General features: G+C 36.9%; 19 protein-coding genes and 1 pseudogene. 6 read left to right on the top strand and 14 right to left on the bottom strand.

The window, feature by feature from the left end; genetic code table 11:
• Nucleotides 1-418: 418 nt before the first annotated feature.
• The 6 genes from MTO68_RS12255 to MTO68_RS12280 form a co-directional block, all read right to left on the bottom strand.
• Nucleotides 419-2,527, bottom strand: a complete 2,109-nt coding sequence (locus MTO68_RS12255; protein ID WP_244012635.1) for a bifunctional diguanylate cyclase/phosphodiesterase — start codon at nucleotides 2,525-2,527, stop codon at nucleotides 419-421.
• A 534-nt stretch (nucleotides 2,528-3,061) separates the two neighbouring features.
• On the bottom strand, nucleotides 3,062-3,928 hold the full coding sequence (locus MTO68_RS12260) for an MBL fold metallo-hydrolase (RefSeq protein ID WP_244012650.1): 867 nt from the start codon (nucleotides 3,926-3,928) through the stop codon (nucleotides 3,062-3,064).
• Nucleotides 3,929-3,934: 6 nt separating this feature from the next.
• Nucleotides 3,935-4,345, bottom strand: coding sequence for a DUF6691 family protein (locus tag MTO68_RS12265; RefSeq protein ID WP_034616528.1), 411 nt, complete (start codon nucleotides 4,343-4,345; stop codon nucleotides 3,935-3,937).
• Nucleotides 4,346-4,347: 2 nt separating this feature from the next.
• A complete protein-coding gene (locus MTO68_RS12270; protein ID WP_244012652.1) occupies nucleotides 4,348-4,764 on the bottom strand; it encodes a YeeE/YedE family protein in 417 nt (138 codons plus the stop codon).
• A gap of 400 nt (nucleotides 4,765-5,164) precedes the next feature.
• A complete protein-coding gene (locus tag MTO68_RS12275) occupies nucleotides 5,165-5,908 on the bottom strand; it encodes a zeta toxin (RefSeq protein ID WP_244012654.1) in 744 nt (247 codons plus the stop codon).
• A gap of 6 nt (nucleotides 5,909-5,914) precedes the next feature.
• Nucleotides 5,915-6,172: a hypothetical protein gene (locus MTO68_RS12280; protein ID WP_244012655.1), complete on the bottom strand. Its 258-nt coding sequence runs from the start codon at nucleotides 6,170-6,172 to the stop codon at nucleotides 5,915-5,917.
• A gap of 233 nt (nucleotides 6,173-6,405) precedes the next feature.
• Here MTO68_RS12280 and MTO68_RS12285 point away from each other — a divergent pair, with 233 nt between their 5' ends.
• The 6 genes from MTO68_RS12285 (at nucleotide 6,406) to MTO68_RS12310 (ending at nucleotide 13,477) form a co-directional block, all read left to right on the top strand.
• On the top strand, nucleotides 6,406-6,717 hold the full coding sequence (locus MTO68_RS12285; RefSeq protein ID WP_244012657.1) for a metalloregulator ArsR/SmtB family transcription factor: 312 nt from the start codon (nucleotides 6,406-6,408) through the stop codon (nucleotides 6,715-6,717).
• Between the two features lie 126 nt (nucleotides 6,718-6,843).
• Nucleotides 6,844-8,571, top strand: coding sequence for a sulfate permease (sulP, locus tag MTO68_RS12290; protein WP_244012658.1), 1,728 nt, complete (start codon nucleotides 6,844-6,846; stop codon nucleotides 8,569-8,571).
• A 169-nt stretch (nucleotides 8,572-8,740) separates the two neighbouring features.
• A complete protein-coding gene (gene sstT, locus MTO68_RS12295) occupies nucleotides 8,741-9,937 on the top strand; it encodes a serine/threonine transporter SstT (protein WP_244012660.1) in 1,197 nt (398 codons plus the stop codon).
• Between the two features lie 32 nt (nucleotides 9,938-9,969).
• Nucleotides 9,970-10,644, top strand: a complete 675-nt coding sequence (locus MTO68_RS12300) for a YoaK family protein (protein ID WP_244012662.1) — start codon at nucleotides 9,970-9,972, stop codon at nucleotides 10,642-10,644.
• 15 nt (nucleotides 10,645-10,659) lie between these two features.
• Nucleotides 10,660-11,196: a DUF2058 domain-containing protein gene (locus tag MTO68_RS12305; protein WP_004720210.1), complete on the top strand. Its 537-nt coding sequence runs from the start codon at nucleotides 10,660-10,662 to the stop codon at nucleotides 11,194-11,196.
• Between the two features lie 193 nt (nucleotides 11,197-11,389).
• Nucleotides 11,390-13,477 carry a TonB-dependent receptor gene (locus tag MTO68_RS12310; RefSeq protein WP_034616784.1) on the top strand — a complete coding sequence of 696 codons (2,088 nt, stop codon included), beginning with the start codon at nucleotides 11,390-11,392 and terminating at the stop codon, nucleotides 13,475-13,477.
• Between the two features lie 129 nt (nucleotides 13,478-13,606).
• Here the strand turns inward: MTO68_RS12310 and MTO68_RS12315 are convergent, their stop codons facing one another.
• From MTO68_RS12315 to MTO68_RS12350, 8 genes and pseudogenes are all read right to left on the bottom strand, one after another.
• Entirely contained in the window at nucleotides 13,607-14,347 is a 741-nt protein-coding gene (locus MTO68_RS12315; RefSeq protein WP_034616781.1) for an adenosylcobinamide-GDP ribazoletransferase, read from the bottom strand.
• The gene (locus tag MTO68_RS12320) at nucleotides 14,344-14,955 is read right to left on the bottom strand and encodes a histidine phosphatase family protein (protein WP_004720201.1); all 612 of its coding nucleotides are present in this window, start codon (nucleotides 14,953-14,955) and stop codon (nucleotides 14,344-14,346) included. The genes MTO68_RS12315 and MTO68_RS12320 overlap by 4 nt, the downstream gene beginning before the upstream one ends.
• 30 nt (nucleotides 14,956-14,985) lie before the next feature.
• Nucleotides 14,986-16,038: a nicotinate-nucleotide--dimethylbenzimidazole phosphoribosyltransferase gene (gene cobT, locus MTO68_RS12325; RefSeq protein ID WP_034616776.1), complete on the bottom strand. Its 1,053-nt coding sequence runs from the start codon at nucleotides 16,036-16,038 to the stop codon at nucleotides 14,986-14,988.
• 80 nt (nucleotides 16,039-16,118) lie between these two features.
• On the bottom strand, nucleotides 16,119-16,631 hold the full coding sequence (cobU, locus tag MTO68_RS12330) for a bifunctional adenosylcobinamide kinase/adenosylcobinamide-phosphate guanylyltransferase (protein WP_244012664.1): 513 nt from the start codon (nucleotides 16,629-16,631) through the stop codon (nucleotides 16,119-16,121).
• Entirely contained in the window at nucleotides 16,619-17,287 is a 669-nt protein-coding gene (locus tag MTO68_RS12335) for a 2'-5' RNA ligase family protein (RefSeq protein WP_244012666.1), read from the bottom strand. The genes cobU and MTO68_RS12335 overlap by 13 nt, the downstream gene beginning before the upstream one ends.
• A 136-nt stretch (nucleotides 17,288-17,423) precedes the next feature.
• Nucleotides 17,424-18,062 (bottom strand): annotated as a pseudogene (locus tag MTO68_RS12340) (HAD family phosphatase); the annotation flags it as partial.
• Between the two features lie 64 nt (nucleotides 18,063-18,126).
• On the bottom strand, nucleotides 18,127-19,725 hold the full coding sequence (locus tag MTO68_RS12345; protein ID WP_244015975.1) for a histidine-type phosphatase: 1,599 nt from the start codon (nucleotides 19,723-19,725) through the stop codon (nucleotides 18,127-18,129).
• Between the two features lie 70 nt (nucleotides 19,726-19,795).
• Nucleotides 19,796-21,091: an MFS transporter gene (locus tag MTO68_RS12350; RefSeq protein WP_244012670.1), complete on the bottom strand. Its 1,296-nt coding sequence runs from the start codon at nucleotides 21,089-21,091 to the stop codon at nucleotides 19,796-19,798.
• Nucleotides 21,092-21,108 lie beyond the last annotated feature (17 nt).

Consider the following 21,108-nt stretch of genomic DNA (forward strand, 5'->3'; position numbering starts at 1 on the left):
TTTTCACTAGACCAAAGTAAGTCCAATAAAAGTTGCTAAAGTATACGTAGTTAAATTTCATCATGACATTCTCCAAAATCTTTACATTTAATTGATTCAAAATATTTTTAACATTCAGATATAAAAAAACCTGATCGGTGTTGCCGATCAGGTATTAACTTTGATGGGCAACCAATTCATTGCCCGAACGACTTCAGGCAATTATCTAAAGAATTGCCAGAAATAATAAGAAGTAGCGATTGCAGGTTGCTTTTTCATCTTTATGTCGTTCATAAAAATCTATATTGAATTTACAATACCTGTAGTCTGTAGACTTTTCAAGCCCTTTTTTAAAGTTTTTCTATATTTTATGTATGCAATACAAATGATTGAGTTAAGGCACAATTTAACCCAATCATTGTTGTTAATCCAAAGCCCATCACTGCAACATTTCTTGCACTTGTTCAGCACAAATTGCTTGGCTAAATAAAAAACCTTGGCCAAATTTACAGCCCACGGCTCTTAAATTTTCAAGCTGCTGAATCGTTTCAATCCCTTCTGCAATAATATCTAAAGAAAGGATTGGACCTAATTTTGCAATCCCTTCTACGATCGCTTTAATTGACTTTTCTTCATGCATACGATTTACAAAGTTATAGTCAATTTTTAAACTATCTACAGGGTAATCACGAATATGCGTCATCGATGAATGCCCTGTTCCAAAGTCATCTAAGGCAATCCGCACGCCTTCTTGTTTAAGTTTTTTTAACGCGCGAATGACATATTCATAGCCACGATCAGCCAAAACATGTTCAGTAATTTCGACTTCAACAAGATGATGTGGAATGGCATACTGGGTTAAGCGCTTTAATAAAATTTCGGCATAATTATCCCGCATAAACTCTACAGGTGAAGCATTGATTGAAATCGGTACAACGTTAAAGCCTTGCTTGATCCAATGAGAAATATCTGTAAATATTTTATCGTGCATGGTTTCACTGATTTTGGTCGCTAACTCAAAATCATTAAATGCTTCAGCAACAGTCGCAGGTAAATAAACATTACCCTCTACATCTCGCCATCTGAGTAATGCTTCAAAACCAATAATTGAGCAATCATCCAGTTTCACTTTAGGTTGGTAAAATGGTTCAATTTGATTGTTACGGATAATTTGGCGCGCTGTATTTAATTGCTTGGCTTTACTTTGGGCAATTTCAAACATGTCTACACCAAACATACGAATACCGCCACGACCCCGTTCTTTAAGATCATTTAAAGCAGCATCTGCACATTTCAACAATCCTGAGCCATCTTTGGCATCGTGCGGATAAATTGAACCGCCGATACTCATACCACCGTTCAGCAATTTACCGCTATAAGTAATAGGCGCATCGAGTTGTTGTAATAATTTTTTGGAAACAGCCTCAATCTGTGCATGGCTTTCTACATGGTCAATCACCACCGCAAACTCATCACCCCCGAGTCTTGAGATATAGGCATTTTCATCTAAACAATGCGCAAGGCGTTTAGATAAAACCTTAAGTAAATGATCACCAGCAGAATGACCTAATGTGTCATTAATATGTTTAAAATGATCTAAATCAATCAGTAACAATCCAATTTTGCTTCGATTTTCTCTGGCTTTAGAGATTGATACCTTTAGCCTTCTTTTAAATGCACGACGATTCATCAAACTCGTCATTTCATCAAATTCACAGATCACTCTGAGTTTTTCTTCTGCAATACGTTGTTTGGTTATATCTCGTGAAACACATAAAATACTGGTGGTTTGACCATTTTCATTGACAACTGGGGTTAAAATATTGTCCCAATACATGGTTAAATTACCAAAGACACTTTTACCTGCAAATCTGGCGTTTTTCCCTTTTGCCGCTTCTTTAATGGCTTTTTTACCCTGCTCACGCACTTCTGGTGGTAATAGTCCAAGCCATTCCATACCAAAAGTTTTTACTTTTTCTTGTCCTAGTAATGCAATACAACCAGATTTATTCATATGTGACACATAACCATCTGGTGTAATAATTTTGATACAGTCGACACTGACATCAAGCATATCTGTATTGGCTTTTAGTGACTCACTGGTTTCACGTAATAACGTTGCACGTTCATGAATATTGGTGCAGGTTATGGTCCAATCAAAAAACTGTTGTTTATAAACCGTACTTTGAGCAATCAGCAAAAACCATTGATAGTCGCCATTCACATGACGGATACGACATTCTTTTTCAAAACGCTGACCAGTTTTCTGCGCTGTTATCCAAATATTATAGATATGTTCTGCATCATCAGGATGTAAGCATTTAATCCAATCGGAATCGCAAATATTGTGCGTATCTACACCAATAAATTCTTTTAATGGGGTATTACAATAGCCAATCCCCAATTTTGTCACCCAAATAAGGTGGGGTATCAGATCTAATGCTTCTTTGACTTCATTCAAAATTTGCGCAGATCGAGGAGTTATAGACTTTGGAAATGAACCCACCTGATTCAAACTCGAATGCAAAGGTAAATAAATGCCTGCCATAAATTAATCCTATCTATCAACGCAAAAATTAAGATAAACCATTGTTCAAACTTATATGTATTTTAAATAACCACAGCTTCTTGTATAACCCAAGTGTCGAGTCGTTATTTTTTTAAAAAAACCATGTGATATAAGTCACACTTTAACCAATAAGTTTAAATTGTATACAATAATGTTTATAAAATCTATTCTTTTAAGTTTTTAGGTATGTTTCAAATTTATGACAAACCTATGTTTATTTAAATTATCTTTAAATATCAACCTGATAAATAAATTTTATATTTTGTAATATGAGAAAAAATCCCCCTGTTATGATTTATTCTAAAGAGACTCAATTCCATGCTTGAGTTCTGCACTTATTTACAATAATCTTAACAATATTCATAAAAAAATCAATCATTGCGTAATTTTCAAGCATATTAAAGAAAATTATTTTAAAAAACTAAATAAATAATCATGGTGATTAAATCGCATAATTATTGAACAAAAATTCAAATCATTATCATTTAATAAATACATTTTAATTTAAGCAATTTACCTAAAATAATTTAAAGGTAATTTTAAATAACGAATACCATTTATTTCAGGTTCAGGAAATTGACCTGCATTCATATTGATTTGAATGGCTGGAAGGATCAATTTCGGCATAGCCAATGTAGCATCACGCTGTTCCCGCATCGCAATAAAGGCTTGTTTAGTTACCCCTGTATGGATATGGATGTTTTCTTCACGTTGGCTCTTAATGTCTGTTTGGCAATGATAATCTAGGCGTGATTCTGACAGGTAATCATGACATAAATATAACCGAGTATGCTCTGCTAAGTTAAAAATTTTCATTACAGAATCATAAAGTTGTGCCGCACTGCCCTTTGGAAAATCACAACGCGCTGTGCCATAATCAGGCATAAACAAAGTATCACCAACAAAGGCTGCATCACCAATCACATAGGTCAAACAAGCTGGGGTATGACCTGGCGTAGGGAGATTATATGCCTCTAACTCACCAATCTTAAAAATCTCATGATCTTTAAATAAATAATCAAAGGAATGTTGTGCTTTTAAAGCCTGATAATCAAGATTATAAATTTGACTAAAAATATCTTGAACAGTCACAATTTTTTCACTCATGGCGATTTGACCACCTAATTGTGCTTTTAAGTATTGCGAAGCTGTTAAATGATCTGCATGTACATGTGTTTCAAGAATCCACTGCACTGTAAGCTGATGTTTTTGAATATACTCAATAATATGGTCTGCATGTATTGTCGATGTTGTTGCAGATGACGCATCATAATCCAATACACTGTCAATAATGGCACAGTATTGAGTTGCAGGATCAACCACCACATAACTAAAGGTATTACTGGCTTCATCAAAAAAATCTTGTACAAATGGATTCATAAAAAATTATGCTCCTGTCACTTTGCGATGAATCAATACGCCAAACAGCATGGCAACAATAAAATATAGGGCTTGATAATAACCTAAACCAATCAATGTAAATGCTGGTGCTGGACAAATTCCAGCTATTCCCCAACCTATACCAAAAATGAAAGCGCCTGCAATTAACTTTGTATCGAGTTGGGTATTTTTTGGTAATTCGATCACTTCATTAAACACAGTTACAGGATCACGTATCGCTTTTTGAAAAGGAATAAATGCAACGACTATTGCGCCAATCATCACAAAAGCCAGACTTGGATCCCACTGGCCAAATATATCTAAAAAACCGATGACTTTTGCTGGATTCGACATCCCCGAGAGCATTAAACCTACAGAAAATAGCCCGCCAAAGATAAATGCAAAGATATTTTTCATGATTAAGCTCCAATCACATGGCGCATCACATACACCGTAATAAACCCAGCCAGCATAAAGGTACAGGTTGCGACAATTGAACGCTTAGACAAACGACTTATCCCACAAATTCCATGACCACTGGTACAGCCTGATCCTAATCGTGTGCCAAAGCCTACCAATAGACCTGCGATGACAAGTAAAATTGGGCTTGTCGTTAGCATCACGATTTCAGGATTAAAAATCACTCTATAAATAAATGGTGTGCTGAATAAGCCCAATAAAAACCACAAAGCGGGTGTTTTAAAAATTCTGTGTGGATTGAGGACTTGTGCAATTAGACCACTTACCCCAGCAACACGACCATTTACAAATAAGTAGCCAACTACAGCCAGCCCAAGTAGGACTCCCCCCAAAAAGGCCAGTATAAAATCATGCATTGCTTTAAACCCATACAATATATGTTTTTATAATATATAATTATTTAAATTAATCAACCTCATCTTCAGATAAGGATATATAGAAATATGCAAATCAAAGGCATAACTGCAAATACAATCTCTCTATATGATTAGCTACGAATTGCACAGCCTAATTTTTAATTTTGATTTAAATCCCTGAATGGTATTATTCATATTTAAGAATAAAATCAATAACTTACAATTTATTTTAATTTTTAATATTTTACCAATAGACTTCGTTTATCAATCCTTTTTAATACGATAAATCAACATAAAATCCCCTCATTCTTGCCTTATCCCAAACGAAGAAGAAACTTTTAATACCAATATGTTTCACTCAATATGATTTTTTGTTTATCAAACAGATCTAATCTTAAAATTAATTAAATTCACTCAATACTTTGTCTACAAACCATTTAGGGAAATGCTCTACAACAGGATTTAGTTTTAGTACTTCAGCCTTTTCGATCTCTGCAATAAAAGCTGCTTTTTCACCGTGACTTGAATTATCAAAAATATATGCACGATCTGAGGCTTCAATTGCCAACATCAATAAATCTAAACTGCGGTAATAGCGCTCACAGATTTTCTGCACTGGTACAGCATGACCACCTGTAGCGACCCGATATTGCACACGTCCAATATTAATTTTTGGGTCAACGGTTGCCACATAGTACAGATACGTTTTAAAGCCTTGTTTCTGGGCTTCACGTAGAAACTCTACTTTGCTGATATGCGACATCACAGTTTCAAAAGTGAAACTCATTTTTAACCTTAAAAATTCCATCCGAATAAAATCGATAATGCGTGCGCAAAGATAGGAATCAATTTCATCTCGGTTAAATACAATGAGTCCATCCACAATTTGTGGTTTTGAGGATAATAGCGGCACGACTTGGTCATTCTTTTTACGTTTTTTTTGTTTTAAAAATTTCAGTAACGCTACGCTAGATAAATCATGATGATAATCATCTAAGCACAAACTTTGAGTCGCAGATAATTGTTTTTCAAGCTCATCTGCATTTAAATATGCCCCAATCTGATGGGGCGCTAAATAGTCTTTAATTGTGCTTTTACCTGATCCGTTTGGACCAGCAAACATTCTTATTCTCGGCTGTCGCATATAAAGTTATGCCATCACCTCTTGTTTCTTTTTACGTTTTAACACACTGTGTTTAAGCTTGGGAACCACATAGGCAGAAGATAAATCTTCAACAACTTTGATTTCACCATTGTTTTGTTGAACCAGCTGTTGATCTTTTACATAAGTGATTGTAGCGTTTGACTGACTTGCATGATTAAATGCCGCACTAAACGCATCGATAGCAAGCACTGGAATCGTTGCTTCCTCACGTAATGTCGTCTTCATTGCTGTAAATGTCGTCATGTCAAATATCCTCAGCTTTATTTTTAGCTGTAGTTACATCTTAACATATCACTTATTTTTGTCTATTTATTCAACTGTAAACAGAGAAAATCTAGTTCTGTAGAAAGTTAAAACAGAATGTGAAGATATATTCACAAAATTGATTTAGAAATTCATCAAAAAACATAAGCTAAAAGCCATACGACATGCACTGACACAGTTATACTGTATTAAATAATGGATGGAACCTACCGATGTCTAGTGATCTTGAAATTGATGTAATGCGTGAATCAGCTGCATCAGTCGTGGCTATTTTAAAATCTTTAGCCAATACAGATCGCTTACTCATTTTATGCCATCTTGCTCAAGAAGAGTTAAATGTTTCGCAAATAGAAGAAAAAACTCAGATTAATCAACCGACGCTCTCTCAACAATTGATGATGTTACGTAAAAGTGATGTTGTTTCAACACGTCGTGATGGGAAGCAAATTTATTATTCTATTAAAGATCAAAAACTGACAGTGGTATTAACAACCTTATATGATTTGTATTGCCCACAGGTTTAATACACATCTTAGCGTCTATATAAATTTAAAATAAAAACAAACAATTCAGTATATAAGTTAGCTGTCGCTATTTTTCTTAGCATTTTTTCTGCATAATATATATGAAAATATGCTAATGAAGTTCCAATGGCTGCCCCAAAAGTTCAACTCAGTAAAATACTCCCTGCATGGCAATGGCTGCAAGACTATAATGTCCCTAAATTTAGGGCTGATCTACTTGCTGCTTTAATCGTCATTGCAATGCTTGTACCTCAAGGTATGGCTTATGCCATGGTTGCTGGGTTGCCTCCTGTGACTGGCTTATATGCCAGTATTTTACCCATGATCATCTATGCCATTGTGGGTGGCAGTCCAACGCTTTCTATTGGTCCTGTTGCACTGATTTCCATGATGACCTTTGCTACGCTTGAACCGCTCTATGAGGTGGGTTCACCTGTATATATTCAAGCAGCATGTTTATTGGCACTTCTCGTCGGCATACTTTCAAGTTTACTGGGAATTTTTAGATTCGGCTTTTTAATCCGTTTAATCAGCCATCCTGTGATTAAGAGTTTTATCATCGCATCCGCAGTATTGATTGCACTCAGCCAAGTTAAGTTTATGCTCGATGTTCCCTTAAAATCAGGCAATATTATCGAGTTTATTCAAAGCATATGGCAATACATTAGCTTTACCAGTATTGAGACTTTAATTTTTGGTGTCTGTGCGATTCTGTTTTTGATTTACATCCCCGTTTTTTTTAAATCTAAGTTATGCCAATCTTATGCACATTCTCTACAATTCTGGGTGAAAGCACTGCCCTTGGTTCTGGTGTTTATTTCGATTACGTTAATACATTTCCTGCATATAGATCAATTTGGTATCAAAACCGTGGGGGAGATTCCTTCGGGATTTCCAGCAATTGCCATGCCTTACTGGCGTTGGGATTTGGTGATCCAACTTTTACCCGGTGCAGCCATGATTACCATGGTGAGTTTTGTCGAATCTATTTCTATTGCACAGACCACAGCATTTCAACAACGTAGTGAGCTCAATAGTAATCAAGAGCTGATTGCACTGGGTTTAGCCAACTTTAGTGCAGGTGTCACGTCAGCATTTCCTGTGACTGGCAGTTTATCACGTACAGTGGTTAATGCAGATGCAGGCGCAAAAACGCCTATGGCTGGTGTGTTATCTTCAATTTTTATCGTGATTGTGAGTTTATATTTTACCGGTTTATTTAAACAACTTCCTTTGGCGATTCTCGCTGTCACCATTATGGTATCCATTTGGAAATTGGTTGATTTTAAACCCTTCATCGAAACATGGCGTTATTCCAAAGCCGATGGGATTGCCATGTGGGTCACATTCTTTGGGGTGTTGTGTATCGATATTTCAACAGGTTTGATTATTGGTATTGTTTCTACATTTTTATTGCTGTTATGGCGTATTAGCCGTCCGCATATTGCCGTCATTGGCTTAGTTGAAGGCACGCAACATTTCCGCAATATTTCAAGACATGATGTATTGACCAGTACCAATATTGTGTCTATTCGTATAGATGAAAATCTAAGTTTTTTAAATGCCAATACCTTAAAAGAATTTATCATTTTAGAAGTCAGTAAACACCCAGAACTACATCATGTGGTGATCAATTGCTCAAGTATTAGTAATATTGATGCAAGTGCTTTAGAAACTCTGGAAGAAATCAACAGTGATTTAAATAAATTAAAAATTCAAATGCATCTCACGGAAGTCAAAGGTCCAGTCATGGATCGTTTAAAACAGTCCAATTTAATTAAACAGCTCAGTGGAAATATTTATTTAACGCATTACCAAGCCATGCATCAATTGGATGCTCAAACTTTTAGTTAAATAATCGTTTAATTTATCAACATTTTTTATTATGATTGCTGAAAAAGCTATATATTTTTTAATATCTTAATTTTTATGGCGAAATTGTATTATTTAAGTTTTCGCTTTTAGGTATAGAATACGCGGCTTGTTCATCGATTTTAGACCAGTTTAGGCATAAAGGTTCAACATGTTTGCTGTCCTAGCACGTTTAAGTTTAGTTACTCGTATTCTTATTGCCATTATTCTTGGTTTTATAGTTGCGTATCTATTCCCCAATTCAGCCCAATATTTCATTATTTTAGGCGAGCTTTTTATTAAAGCATTAAAATCCATTGCACCAATTCTTGTATTTGTCTTGGTTCTCTCTTCCATCGCTAACTTTAAAGTCGGCGAAGGTGCGAGTAACTTAAAACCAATTCTTGGATTATATGCAATTGGAATGTTACTGGCTGCGATTAGTGCCATTACGATAAGCACGTTGTTTCCAAGTACTTTGGTTTTTGCACATGCAAGCGAAGTGACTTTACAGCCGCCGGGTAGCGTAGCAGAAGTATTAAAAAATCTACTCCTTAGTTTTATTACCAATCCAATAACAGCTTTACACGAGGCAAATTTCATTGGCATTTTAGCTTGGGCTGTAGGCTTAGGTGCAGCACTTCGTCACGGTTCAGAAACCACTCAACAAGTGATTACAGATGTTGCGGATGCAATTAATGCCATCATTCGTGTGGTGATTGCTTTTGCTCCTGTGGGGATCTTTGGCTTAGTTGTTGCAACATTTGCACAAGCAGGTTTAGAGACATTAAAGAACTATGCCCAGTTAATTGCTGTACTTATTGGTACCATGCTTTTTGTAGCCCTCGTCATCAATCCTTTGATTGTTGGTTTTGTGATGCGTAAAAACCCGTATCCTTTGGTTTTAAAATGCTTAAGAGAAAGTGGAATCACTGCATTCTTTACCCGTAGTTCTGCGGCAAATATTCCAGTAAACCTTGATTTGGCAAAACGCTTAGGGGTAAATGATACTACGGCTAACGTTGCGATCCCATTAGGTGCAACAATTAACATGGCAGGTGCAGCGGTAACAATTACCGTGCTCACCCTCGCTGCTGTGCATACGCTTGGTATTCAAGTTGATATCGTCACTATGGTGATCTTATCTGTAGTTTCTGTGGTAACGGCTTGTGGTGCATCTGGTGTTGCTGGTGGTTCTCTGTTGTTAATTCCCGTGGCTTGTGGTTTATTTGGTATTCCTTCAGAAATCTCAATGCAAGTAATTGCAATTGGTATGGTGATTAGTGTGCTTCAAGACTCAACAGAAACAGCATTGAATTCCTCGACTGATGTCTTATTTACAGCAGCAGTTGATCTTTCTAAAAAGTAATATACAAGGTATATGAATAAAAAGAAGGAATTATGCCTCTACAGTATTTGCCCGTTTGGATTCAACTAGGTGCGTTTATGCTTGCAGTCAATGCAGGCATAATTAATGTGCTTGGTTTGATTACCGTGCTTCATCAATCCATCTCTCATATGACGGGCAATGCCAGTTTATTTGCGCAAGCACTGATTCATCAACAATATGATCATGTGCTTTACCTTTTCTTGGTCATGCTCAGTTATGTGATTGGATCAAGTTATAGTGGCTTTATTTTAGGCAATAGCAATTTTAAACTGGGTCGTAGATATGGTGTTCCACTCAGTCTTGTCAGTGTGTTTATTTTGCTTTGCTGGTTATTTATTCCTTATTATCCCAAATATGCTTTACTTTGGGCAAGTACCGCAATGGGAATGCAAAATGCCATGGTCAGCCACTATAAAGGCACGATTATTCGCACTACACATCTTTCAGGGGTTTTAACCGATCTTGGTCTGGCTTTAGGCTATCTTTTTCGGGGACTCGGTATTGAAAAGCGCCGTGTCACATTACATTTATTGATTCTTTGCGGATTTATTCTGGGTGGGCTGATTGCCAGTATCGTGTATCCTTATTTACAATTAAATTCATTCCTTATCCCTGCTGGATTAAGTTTAATACTCAGCTTAACGTATTGGTTTAATTATTTTCGGCATGGTTCGAAACACATTTAATGGTTGGTTATTGTTATGGTCAAAAACGCATTGCAAGCACAGTTACTCAAAGCTGGCTTAGTGGATAATAAAAAAGCAAAGAAATTGTCAAAGCAGGCACAGCACGAGCAACGTACAGGTCAGAGTAATGAAGCTGAGCTTAAAGCTAAAATTGAACAAGACAAACAAGAGAAAATCAGTAAAGACCAAGCGCTGAATCAAGAGAAACAACGCATTTTAGATGAAAAAGCCTTAAAAGCTTCAATTATCCAAATGATTGGTCAACATAAAATCAAAGATACAGATGGCGATGCGGTCTATCAGTTTATCGATGGTTCGGTTAAGAAAATCTATATCAATCAGCAAGTTTATAATGCCTTGGTTTCAGGCAGTTTGGTAATTGCACATGACAATAATGATGCCTACGCAATTTTACCCAAAGCTTTGGGTGAACGTATCAATGAAAAAATGACTGGATTTATTATTGTCAATAATTCTGAGAAGAATGAACAAGTGACAGATGAGGAAGATCCTTATGCTGCTTATGTTATTCCAGATGACTTGATGTGGTAATCCCCTGTTCTATTTTTCAGTTTATATTTTTAGAAATTTCATCAGCCTAATGCTTCAATCATTAGGCTTTTTTTTGATTTAAATAAAAAAAATTCAGCATTAAATTTATTTTTCATCCATGCACTTTTCCTCAAAATTTCTACATAATTGTGCGCTAATCTTACGCGAAATTACATAAACGGAACGATGCAACATGCACCGTACAAAACTTTACTGGGGTACATTGAGTACTTTAAGCCTTGCAATATTCGCCATCACCTCTGCAAGCCTTGCAAATGATGAAACAATATCTGCAAATAAAACCACTGAAGCGACTCAACTTAAAGAAAATGAATCACCAAAACAATTAAAAACCTTGGTTTTTGCCGCTGAACAAACACCTGCTAAAGATCCTGATATCAGTGCGGTCGCTAAAACCATTGTGACACGTGAAGAAATGCTGCAATTCGGCGATCAATCGGTCAATGATGCTTTAAGACGTGCAGCAGGTTTTCAAATGCCAACACCTGGACAAGGACCACGTGGATCAAGCGGTTCAGGCAGCATGCGTTTTCGTGGTGGCGGCGCACCAGTATTTTTGATTAATGGTGAAGCCGTACAAGGTGGACCACGTGGTGGTATGTCTATTGTTGACTCAATTACGCCTGAAATGATTGAACGAATTGAAATCACCAAACAACCTAGTGTAGCTCAAGCCTCAGTTGCCTCATCCGCAGTGATCAATATCATTTTAAAAGAACCCTTAGACGATGCTCGAATCAGTGGCAATGTTAAATTAGGATATGGCATCACCCAATCGGATCAAAAAGAAGAACAGCGTAAAAATATCAGTGTACAAGCAGATGGGCGTGATGGTGCATGGATTTACAGTGTTTCAGCCAATCAAATGTGGAATGACAGCAAATCAAGCACGGAAATTGAAAATATAAATGGTACACGCCAACAAATACGCACTACCAATCGTACAAATACCATGTTTTCACCACGTGTTGAATATCAAATTGATGATCAACAAAAACTGGTTTCAGAAATTTTTTATCGTAAGAATGAAAGTGATGGCTCTAGCAGTAATCAAGTTCAAAATGATAAAAATGACAGTATTCGTTTAAATACCCGCTATGAGCGTAAAGATAAAGGTGACTCAGACAAAGTCCGCTTGTCTATTGAAAAGCAAAATGAAACTGAATCCACTCGTTCCAATCAATACAGTTCTTATATTGATGAAACTGTGAATGAATACGGCTTAGCGTATGATGGGGTACGCAAGTTTGACGAAAGCAAACAAGTAAAATTTGGACTTGATGCGCGTGCTAATGCGCTAGCAAGCAATATTGCTGATACATTAGATGAGCAACGTTACGCACTTTATTTGGAAGGCAGTTGGAAGTTTTCAAAACGTCAAACGCTTACCGTGGGCGCACGTCAGGAATGGTTAGAACGTTCAGGCTTGGTTGAATACAGTGATCAAAACCTCAGCCCTGTGCTTGCACACCGTTTAGACTTTAACGATCAATGGTCTTTGCAAACCAATGTTAGTCGCGCCTTTAAAAGTCCAAATAGTAACAATCTCATGCCGACTGTTTCCATTTCAACAGATGCTGATGCAGGCTCTATCAATAACCCAGACCGTGGTGGTAATCCCAATCTTCGACCTGAAAAAATCACCGCACTGGAAACAACCTTGGGTTATAACACGACTGCAGGTGGCGTAAATATTACGGCTTTTCATCGAGATATTGATGACTATATCGAAAAAGTGATTCGTCAAGAAGGCACACGCTTTGTTGAACGTCCGTATAACCAAGACCAAGCAACAACCTACGGTGTAGAAATTTCAGGTCGCTATGCTTTAAAACAAACCGAAAATGGTCATTCATTTATGTTGAATGGACAATTATCGACGGTACGCGCCAAAATCGAAGATACCGACCATAATACCCGTTTAGCCAGTGATGTTGCCCCTTATACAGCAAGTACAGGCGTTTCATACAATTACCAGCCTTGGCAATTGGCAAGCAGTATTAATCTAAGCTACACGCCTGAATTTACCCGTGCTTTAGACAATCTTCCCTATGATCGTACAACCAATCAACGTGTAAATGTGGATATTAGTGCGACAAAACGCTTCCCTAAAGGCTGGGCAACAACACTGAGTGCTCGTAATATTTTGAGTACAGACTATAAAGAGCGCTTAAATAATCAAAGTGATGGTGCTTTATATGAAGCTCGGGTCAATGATGCTATTCCAAGCTTCTTGTTCAGTGTAGAGAAAAAATTCTAATTTTGATTAGCATAGATATATAAATCAAAATCTTATTAATTATTTACTGATAAATAATGAGTAGATAAACATAAATAAGTAATCAATTTAAAAACCGAAGTTTTAAAAACTTCGGTTTTTTTTATCTGATTAAATATAAAAACCACAAATGATAAAACAGAGTAAACAGACGGTTTCTGCGATTTCTATACTGGCACCAATGGTGTCACCCGTAATCCCATCGATTCGTTGAATAAACTTATAGCGTAGATAAATCAAGGTCAAAATAAAAATCGTCGCCGTCACTAAACCAACCCAGACAAAATAACCCGCACCCAATAAACTGATACCAAAAATGATCATTGCCCAAGTTTTAGGGATATATTGAGCAATCGACCAGCCTAAGCCCTTTTCACGGACATATTCAGTGGTCAGAAATAAAAATAATGGTGTTAAACGCCCTAAAATAGGAAATAGAATCAAAGCAGTATAGTGTTGTTCCTGTAATAACACATACAGTGCAGACCATTTAATCAAACAGATAACAATTAAACTCAGCACACCAAACGGTCCACATGCTGGGTCTTTCATAATTCTTAAGGTATTTTCTTTATCACCAAAGCCACCGACCCAAGCATCCGCAGTATCCGCTAAACCATCTAAATGTAAGCCACCCGTGAGCAAAATCCAGATGACCAGAATAATGGTACTGAGTAAAACTACAGGCAAAACATGTAGAAAACTGGCAACGGCAAACAGAACCAAACCAATCAAAAGCCCAATCACTGGATAAAATAGCAGTGACTGACCATTTTGTTTTGGCGAAGGCATATTTTTTAAATAAACAGGGAAAATCGTTAAAAATTGCAATGCAATAAAAAATGGAGTCATCTATTGTCCTCCAATAACTCTAACTGCATGGTTTCACTGTCCAACATAAAGCGGTTTAATTGCCCAAGTTCTGCTGACATTTTTAAAATATCATCAAGAGATTGTTGTAGCGCCATACATTTTAAAAGTTTTATCACACCGCCATGCGTCACAATCAAAGCTGTTTGGCTTTGTGTAACCAGCATCTGCTCTTTGATCGCTTGTAATGCTTGCTTAATTCGATACTGAAAATCTAAATATCTTTCAGCATTTGGCGGGGTAAAGTGTGTCGGAGATTGCCAAAAATTTTCTAATAACTCAGGCGTTTTTGCATAGATCTGCTGTGTTGAAATACCTTCCCAATCACCAAAATGAATTTCTTGTAGTCTGTGATCTTGCATCAGTGGTATTTGAACTTGTTCAGAAAGTTTCTGTGCAAATGAGAAACAGCGCTTTAAAGGCGAGCTAAACATAAAATCCCATTGCGTTTGCACAGAGGATTGATCATAGGAAATGGTCTGGTGCATTTGTTGCCAGCCCAATTCTGTCAATTCATCATCAGTCGAACCACGCAAAGTATGATTCAGCGTAGTTTCCCCGTGACGTAATAGATCAATCCTCAATTTCATGCATATGCTCTTTTTGAATTATGAATAAATTTAAACTTTCTCGCCAATTACCGCAGCTTCTGCAAAAGTGGCCATATTGTTATGTAAACTACATGCCAACTTAATCACACCCAAGGCAGCACCCGCACCACTGCCTTCTCCCAAACGTAAATTAAGCTTTAATAATGGATCAGCATTCAACTCTTGTAATAGGCGTTGATGCCCATATTCAGCAGACTGATGACCGAACAACATCCATTGTCGAACTTCAGGATTGAGTCGTACCGCGACTAATGCCGCCACAGAACTAATAAAGCCATCGACAATTACAGGCATCCCGAGTTGAGCACAGCGAATATAAGCTCCTGTCATTGCAGCAATTTCTAAGCCACCTACAGCACACAAAACTTTAAATGCATCATTTTCAACATAATTTTTATGTAACTCAAGTGAATCCTGAATGATATTTTTTTTATGAATCAACTGATCAGCACGAATCCCCGTGCCTACACCTGTCAGTTGCTCAGCAGGTTCATTTAATAAGAAACATGCAATCGCAGAAGCGGAACAGGTATTTCCAATCCCCATTTCTCCAGCAATGTAAATAGAAGCACCCTGTGCAATGGCTTTTTCTACACTCTCACGCCCCAGCGCCATGGCTTGCTGGCATTGTTGCTCAGTCATTGCCACTTGTTGAGCAAAATTGGCAGTCCCTTGAGCAATACTATGACGCTCAACGCCTTGATATTGGTAAGCCTCACCCACTGTGCCACAATCAATGACTTGTAAAGTCGCAGCATATTCTTTAGCAATCACACTGATACAAGCCCCACCCGTTGCAAAGTTTTGCAACATTTGGCGCGTTACAGCTTGCGGATATGCTGAAATATTTTCAGCCATTACCCCATGATCACCTGCAAAAATCGTGATCCAAGGTTTATCTACATTCGGTTTTGAATTACTTTGCAAAGCTGCCAATTGCACGGCGACATTTTCCAAAACAGACAGCGAGCCTGTTGGCTTGGTCAATTGTAATTGACGTTCTTCAGCCTGTTGTTTTGTTTCTGCGTTTGGCACTTTACATGCTTCTAACCACCAATTCATTGTTGCTCTCCATCTCGTATTTTAAAAATTCATTGTTAATCGTTAAAATGCACAAGTTTATATGATAAAAATCACAATATTTATCCTTTTAATAACATCGGAAAACCTGCGATGCAAAACACTACTTTATCAGCTATTTGACCTAATAGTTGATGTAAACGTCCTGATTCATCAACAAATTTTCGGGTTATTTCACCCATTGGTATAACACCGAGTCCTGTTTCATTGCTAACTAAAACAATTTTAGACTTTAATGTAGGTAGAATTTTCAGCATTTTTTCACATTCGATGCGCTGAAGATTTGAGTCCTCATGCATCAATAAATTACTCATCCATAAGGTTAAGCAATCCACCAAAATCACTTGTTCTTGTTGATCTATTTGTTTTAAACAATCGGCTAGGTAAAGTGGTTCTTCAATCAGCCGCCATGCATCAGGTCGTTGTGTCTGATGGTGTGAAATACGTTGTCGCATTTCATCATCCCACGCTTGCGCGGTAGCAATATAAATAACTTGTAGATTTGAGTCTTTTGCGATCTGTTCAGCTAATTTACTTTTGCCTGAACGCGCGCCACCTAGGATTAATTGCAACATAAATTTGACTCCCAAGATCCATCTGTTTTTTTTGGATTGAGTATAAGCTGATGTAACGTAGCTAAAGGCCCCTGTAAGACTTGTGCTTGATATATACCAAAATTAAGCTGATCAATGCCAATTTCAAAACTTTTTTGATCAATCGTTTCGATAGCCTTAAATATTTGTTGCGCTTTAAATTCAGCTGGATACAAACCTAAGGTGATATGCGGACAATAATCTAAAGCAGCAATTTCTTGGCTTGAATGGGATAATAATTGTCGAATATTGCTTAGGCTATTTCCGTGATCTTGAATTTCTATAAATAAAGCACTGCTAAAACTATTTATTTTTCCTGTTGTTAATTTAAAACTATTTAACTGGTTTTGGCTCAAAATTTTAAGCTGTTGTTGAAATTTACTTTGGATAAAATCATCATCAAATTGCTTTTTATCTTCGGTTAGAAAGCCACAAATATATAATGTGATATGAAATTGGCGTGTGTTGGGGTGCAATAAATAGTTTGAGAATTTTTCTGTTAAATCGCTTAAATAAGCTAATAATTCAGGATGATGAATTTCGATATACCATAAGGCATAGTGTTTTCTCCCTTTGTGCCACTCGGGATAATCATGTGTCTCAGTTGGAGTTGTTAAACTTTGAGAATCTAAAAACACATCAAATTCACATTAATTTTAATGCTTCTATTAAAGCACGTAATCATCATGTTTAAATCTTGAATTGACTGAGTGTTGTTCAATTGAAAATGAATTTTATTCAGTCAGATTTTATGATTGCCTGATAAAAATCCAACATAGATTCAAAGTAGTAATCTGCTCTCGCCAGCATGGTCTGATTTGGTTCTTTAATATCCTCAATCAAAATCGTTACTCCCCCAGCCAAATCTGCTGAAGTAATCCCATTTTCAGAATCTTCAATCATCAAGCTGTGTTGCGGATTTAGATTTAATAACGTGCAGACTTTGTTAAAAATTTCTGGATGTGGTTTACCTTGTATCACGTCATCGCCACAGACCAACAAGGTAAAATAATGATCAATTTTTGCAAGTTTTAAATATTTTTCAGCAATTTTTCGGGTACTAGATGTAGCGACAGCCAATCGGATATTTTGAGATTGCAAATAAGCTAATATTTCTAAAAGCCCAGCTTTCACTGGTACGCCTTGCGACAAAACTATCTCAAGTTCAATTTGTTCAGCACGTTGCCGAATGTGTTGGTAAGGGATATCTTGACCATAAAACTTTTGTGCTAAGTGTTCTGAGCTTAACGCATTAAGCCCTAAACATTGCATCAAATAATCTAAGCTAAATTCTACACCGATGATTTCCAAAGACGCTTGTTTTAACACATCAAACCTAAGCCGTTCAGTGTCCAGCATCGTACCGTCCATATCAAAAATAGCAGCTTGAATCGTATGTTGCTGGAATTTCACAGTGTTCCTTTTTATAAACAGATTAAAAGGGAGAAACCCGTTCTCCCTCAAATTTTATAGCAATCTATTGAATACTATAACATTGTTTCAACTTTAAATAATCATAATAATAGCTGTTTGCTTTATAGCGGGCATAATCACAATCTTTTTTAAAAGCAATCTCTTTTTCGTTATAGAGCATTTTTAACAAAGTCTGCCCTTGCGAATTCTGATAAATATCCCACTGTAAGTTTGCTGCCATCGGTGAGATATCTTCACCACGCCACGCACTATTTGAATAATTAAACGTCTGCGTCAAGGGCACAGATTGCATCATCCCCTTTAACTCTAAGCTGGTGGCTAAAGGGATTATGATTTCAGCATGAGCAAATCTTAATACAGCAACATTCTTTTGTGTATTGCTCATAACATCATCAACTTGTTTAAATAAATCCTGTTTGAGTGATTTGGCAATATCTGTTGTTACAGCTTTGCCTGTATCAAAGCTTGGGCCCTTACTATAAAAATCATTGGCATCGTTATATTGCGCATAAAACTTAGCCGCTTCAATTGGCATATATTTTTTAAAATTTGTCGCCCCAAGCTCGTCTTGCATTCCGCCAGTGATTGAATACAACTCGTACACATAAGCAGCAGCATCTACTGCACTGGCAATGGTATTTTTCCCCTTTCCTTTTTCAGTAATCTGTTCACCTTTAGGGCTTGTTACAGTGAATGATCCTGAATTACTAAAGCTATAGCCAGTTTGACCAATTTTTTGAATAAACGCTGTTTTAAAAATTGGGCTTAATACTTCTGTTGCGATTTTTTGCGCATTAGAATCTGCACTCAATGTTTTAATTTTTTGTTTTAAGTTAACGTCATTCTCTTCAAAATCTTGATATTTTAAACTAGCCGCATAGACTGTTTTGTCTAAATCCGTTTTGACATTGGCCAAATCGTCTTGTGCATTTAAACTATGAAAATACAGATGAAAGCGATTTACCCCGCCATCGACAATACTTGGTATAGAGGTACTGTTGAGGCTTTGATAGCTTGCTGGTGTAATTGCAGTCTTTAAACTTGGTTGCTGTTTCAACAATTCATTGGTAAAAAATTTAGCACTGTCCACCGCACGATCCACACCTGAACTGACGATCTGTACAGATTTACCTTGTTGGCTGGCTTGATTAAACAATTGTGGTAAGCGTTGTAATAAACGATCGGCAATACCCTGATGTTCTTTAATACCCACAGAAGTTTCGTTGCCATAGCCATATTGGCGTATACCTTCCACCCCATAACCCAATAAAATATTGGCTTTCATCATGGCTTCTAAATCAGCACCCAATTGTTCACCCAATGGCGTTAAGGCATTTTCCTGTTTTGCTTTTAACCACATGTTGTATAGAGCTAAATCATATTTAATACTCGATAAACCTCGTGAACCATGTCGAGCAACTAATTCTGTAAAAACTGCACGATAACCTGCTGGCGTTGCTTCATAACTGCTTAGTTTCTGCTGGGGTTGATAGGGTTGTTTGGTCTGTAAATATAGTGATGTATCAACTTTAGGTGGGACGACAACAGCTGAATTATCATCATGATCATTATTACAGGCTGTTAAAAATAGTCCTGAAGCAAAACAAATGATTAGCGAATGTTTAATTTTAAATGGTTTCATCATTGAAATGTCATATTTGATTTAATGCAGGCAAACTAATCAAAGAACATGACACTGGTATGACCATCCTCTATTTATTCCATTTAAAAACAACAAAATAAAAAGACAGCAATAAGAAAATACCAAGCAGTAAATAATAAGGGAAGATAATGTTAAGTTGGTACAGCCCTGTGCTCATTAATGGTGCAACAACCAAACTGAGCGCTTGCGCCATGGTGCATAAAGCAGCAATTTTAGTTTGCAAATTTATCGAAACTGATTGTGATGCACCTGTGGTAAATGCAGGCATTAGACATGCCACAGCGATACCATAAAACACATAAGCCAACTGAAAAATCACGATCTGCTGGGTATAAATTGACAAGATCAGCCCAACCAACATCGTGCTTAATCCGACCATTAAAAGCTGTGTTAAAGACCATTTAAACCATTTAGAAATCGCAATTTGCATCAAGACCGAAACAATCCCCACAATCAACAAGCATTGGGAAAAATAGAGGGCACTTTGCTGAATGTTGAATTGAAATTTATCTTGAATATAAAAACCTGCAGTTAAATTCAGAGTAATAATCGCAATATATAAACTAAATCCAAGGATCAACCAAATCATCGATTTTCTTAGATCATCATCACTCAGACGAACCAATTGCGAATGATTAGAATCTTGCTGAGAAATCTCTTTTTGTAAAAGTGCGTCTTGAAAATGCTGATCTTCATCAAAATGATAGGTTAAAGGCAAATGGTTTGGATCATGACGTTTTGAATGTGACTGTTGAGCATTTTCCTCGTTGTGTTGATATAAACCTACTATCAGCATACTCATGACAGTCAAAAGCAATACGGCGAGCCACAAAGGAATCAGTATTCCCCAAATAATGAGTAATGTGGTTAAAAATGGCCCTAAAATTAGCCCTACACTGTTTAAGGCACCAAAGCTTGCCATCTTCTGACTGCGTGTCGTTTCATCTATATATCGCGTCATCACATAACTTTGTAATGCGATTTGCGGCATTGCCATAAAAAAGCCAATACTGCTTCGTGTAAGCAATAATAAAGTGAAAAGTAGTCCAATTGGCATGCTATACATTAGCCCATAACTTAATACCCCTGAAAATAGTCCCCAAGTTATGCTCATTCCAATAAAACCGATACTCAATAAATAATAATGATTTTGAAGATTTGGTTTTTTAGAAATCCACATTGCAGTCAAACTCATCAGCAATGCACTGGCAGACACCATCAGACCTGCCTGAAGCTCTGAGATTTTTAATAGACGAATAAGAGGTGCGAGTAAAGGTAAAATCATGGATAAGCTGATCCCGTTGAGCAGCGTTGCCATCATCCAAATATCATTATTTTTATTCATTTGAATCTCCTAAAATA

Origin of the sequence: Acinetobacter sp. NyZ410, from assembly GCF_022828975.1 — a bacterium.
Classification (GTDB): domain Bacteria; phylum Pseudomonadota; class Gammaproteobacteria; order Pseudomonadales; family Moraxellaceae; genus Acinetobacter; species Acinetobacter guillouiae.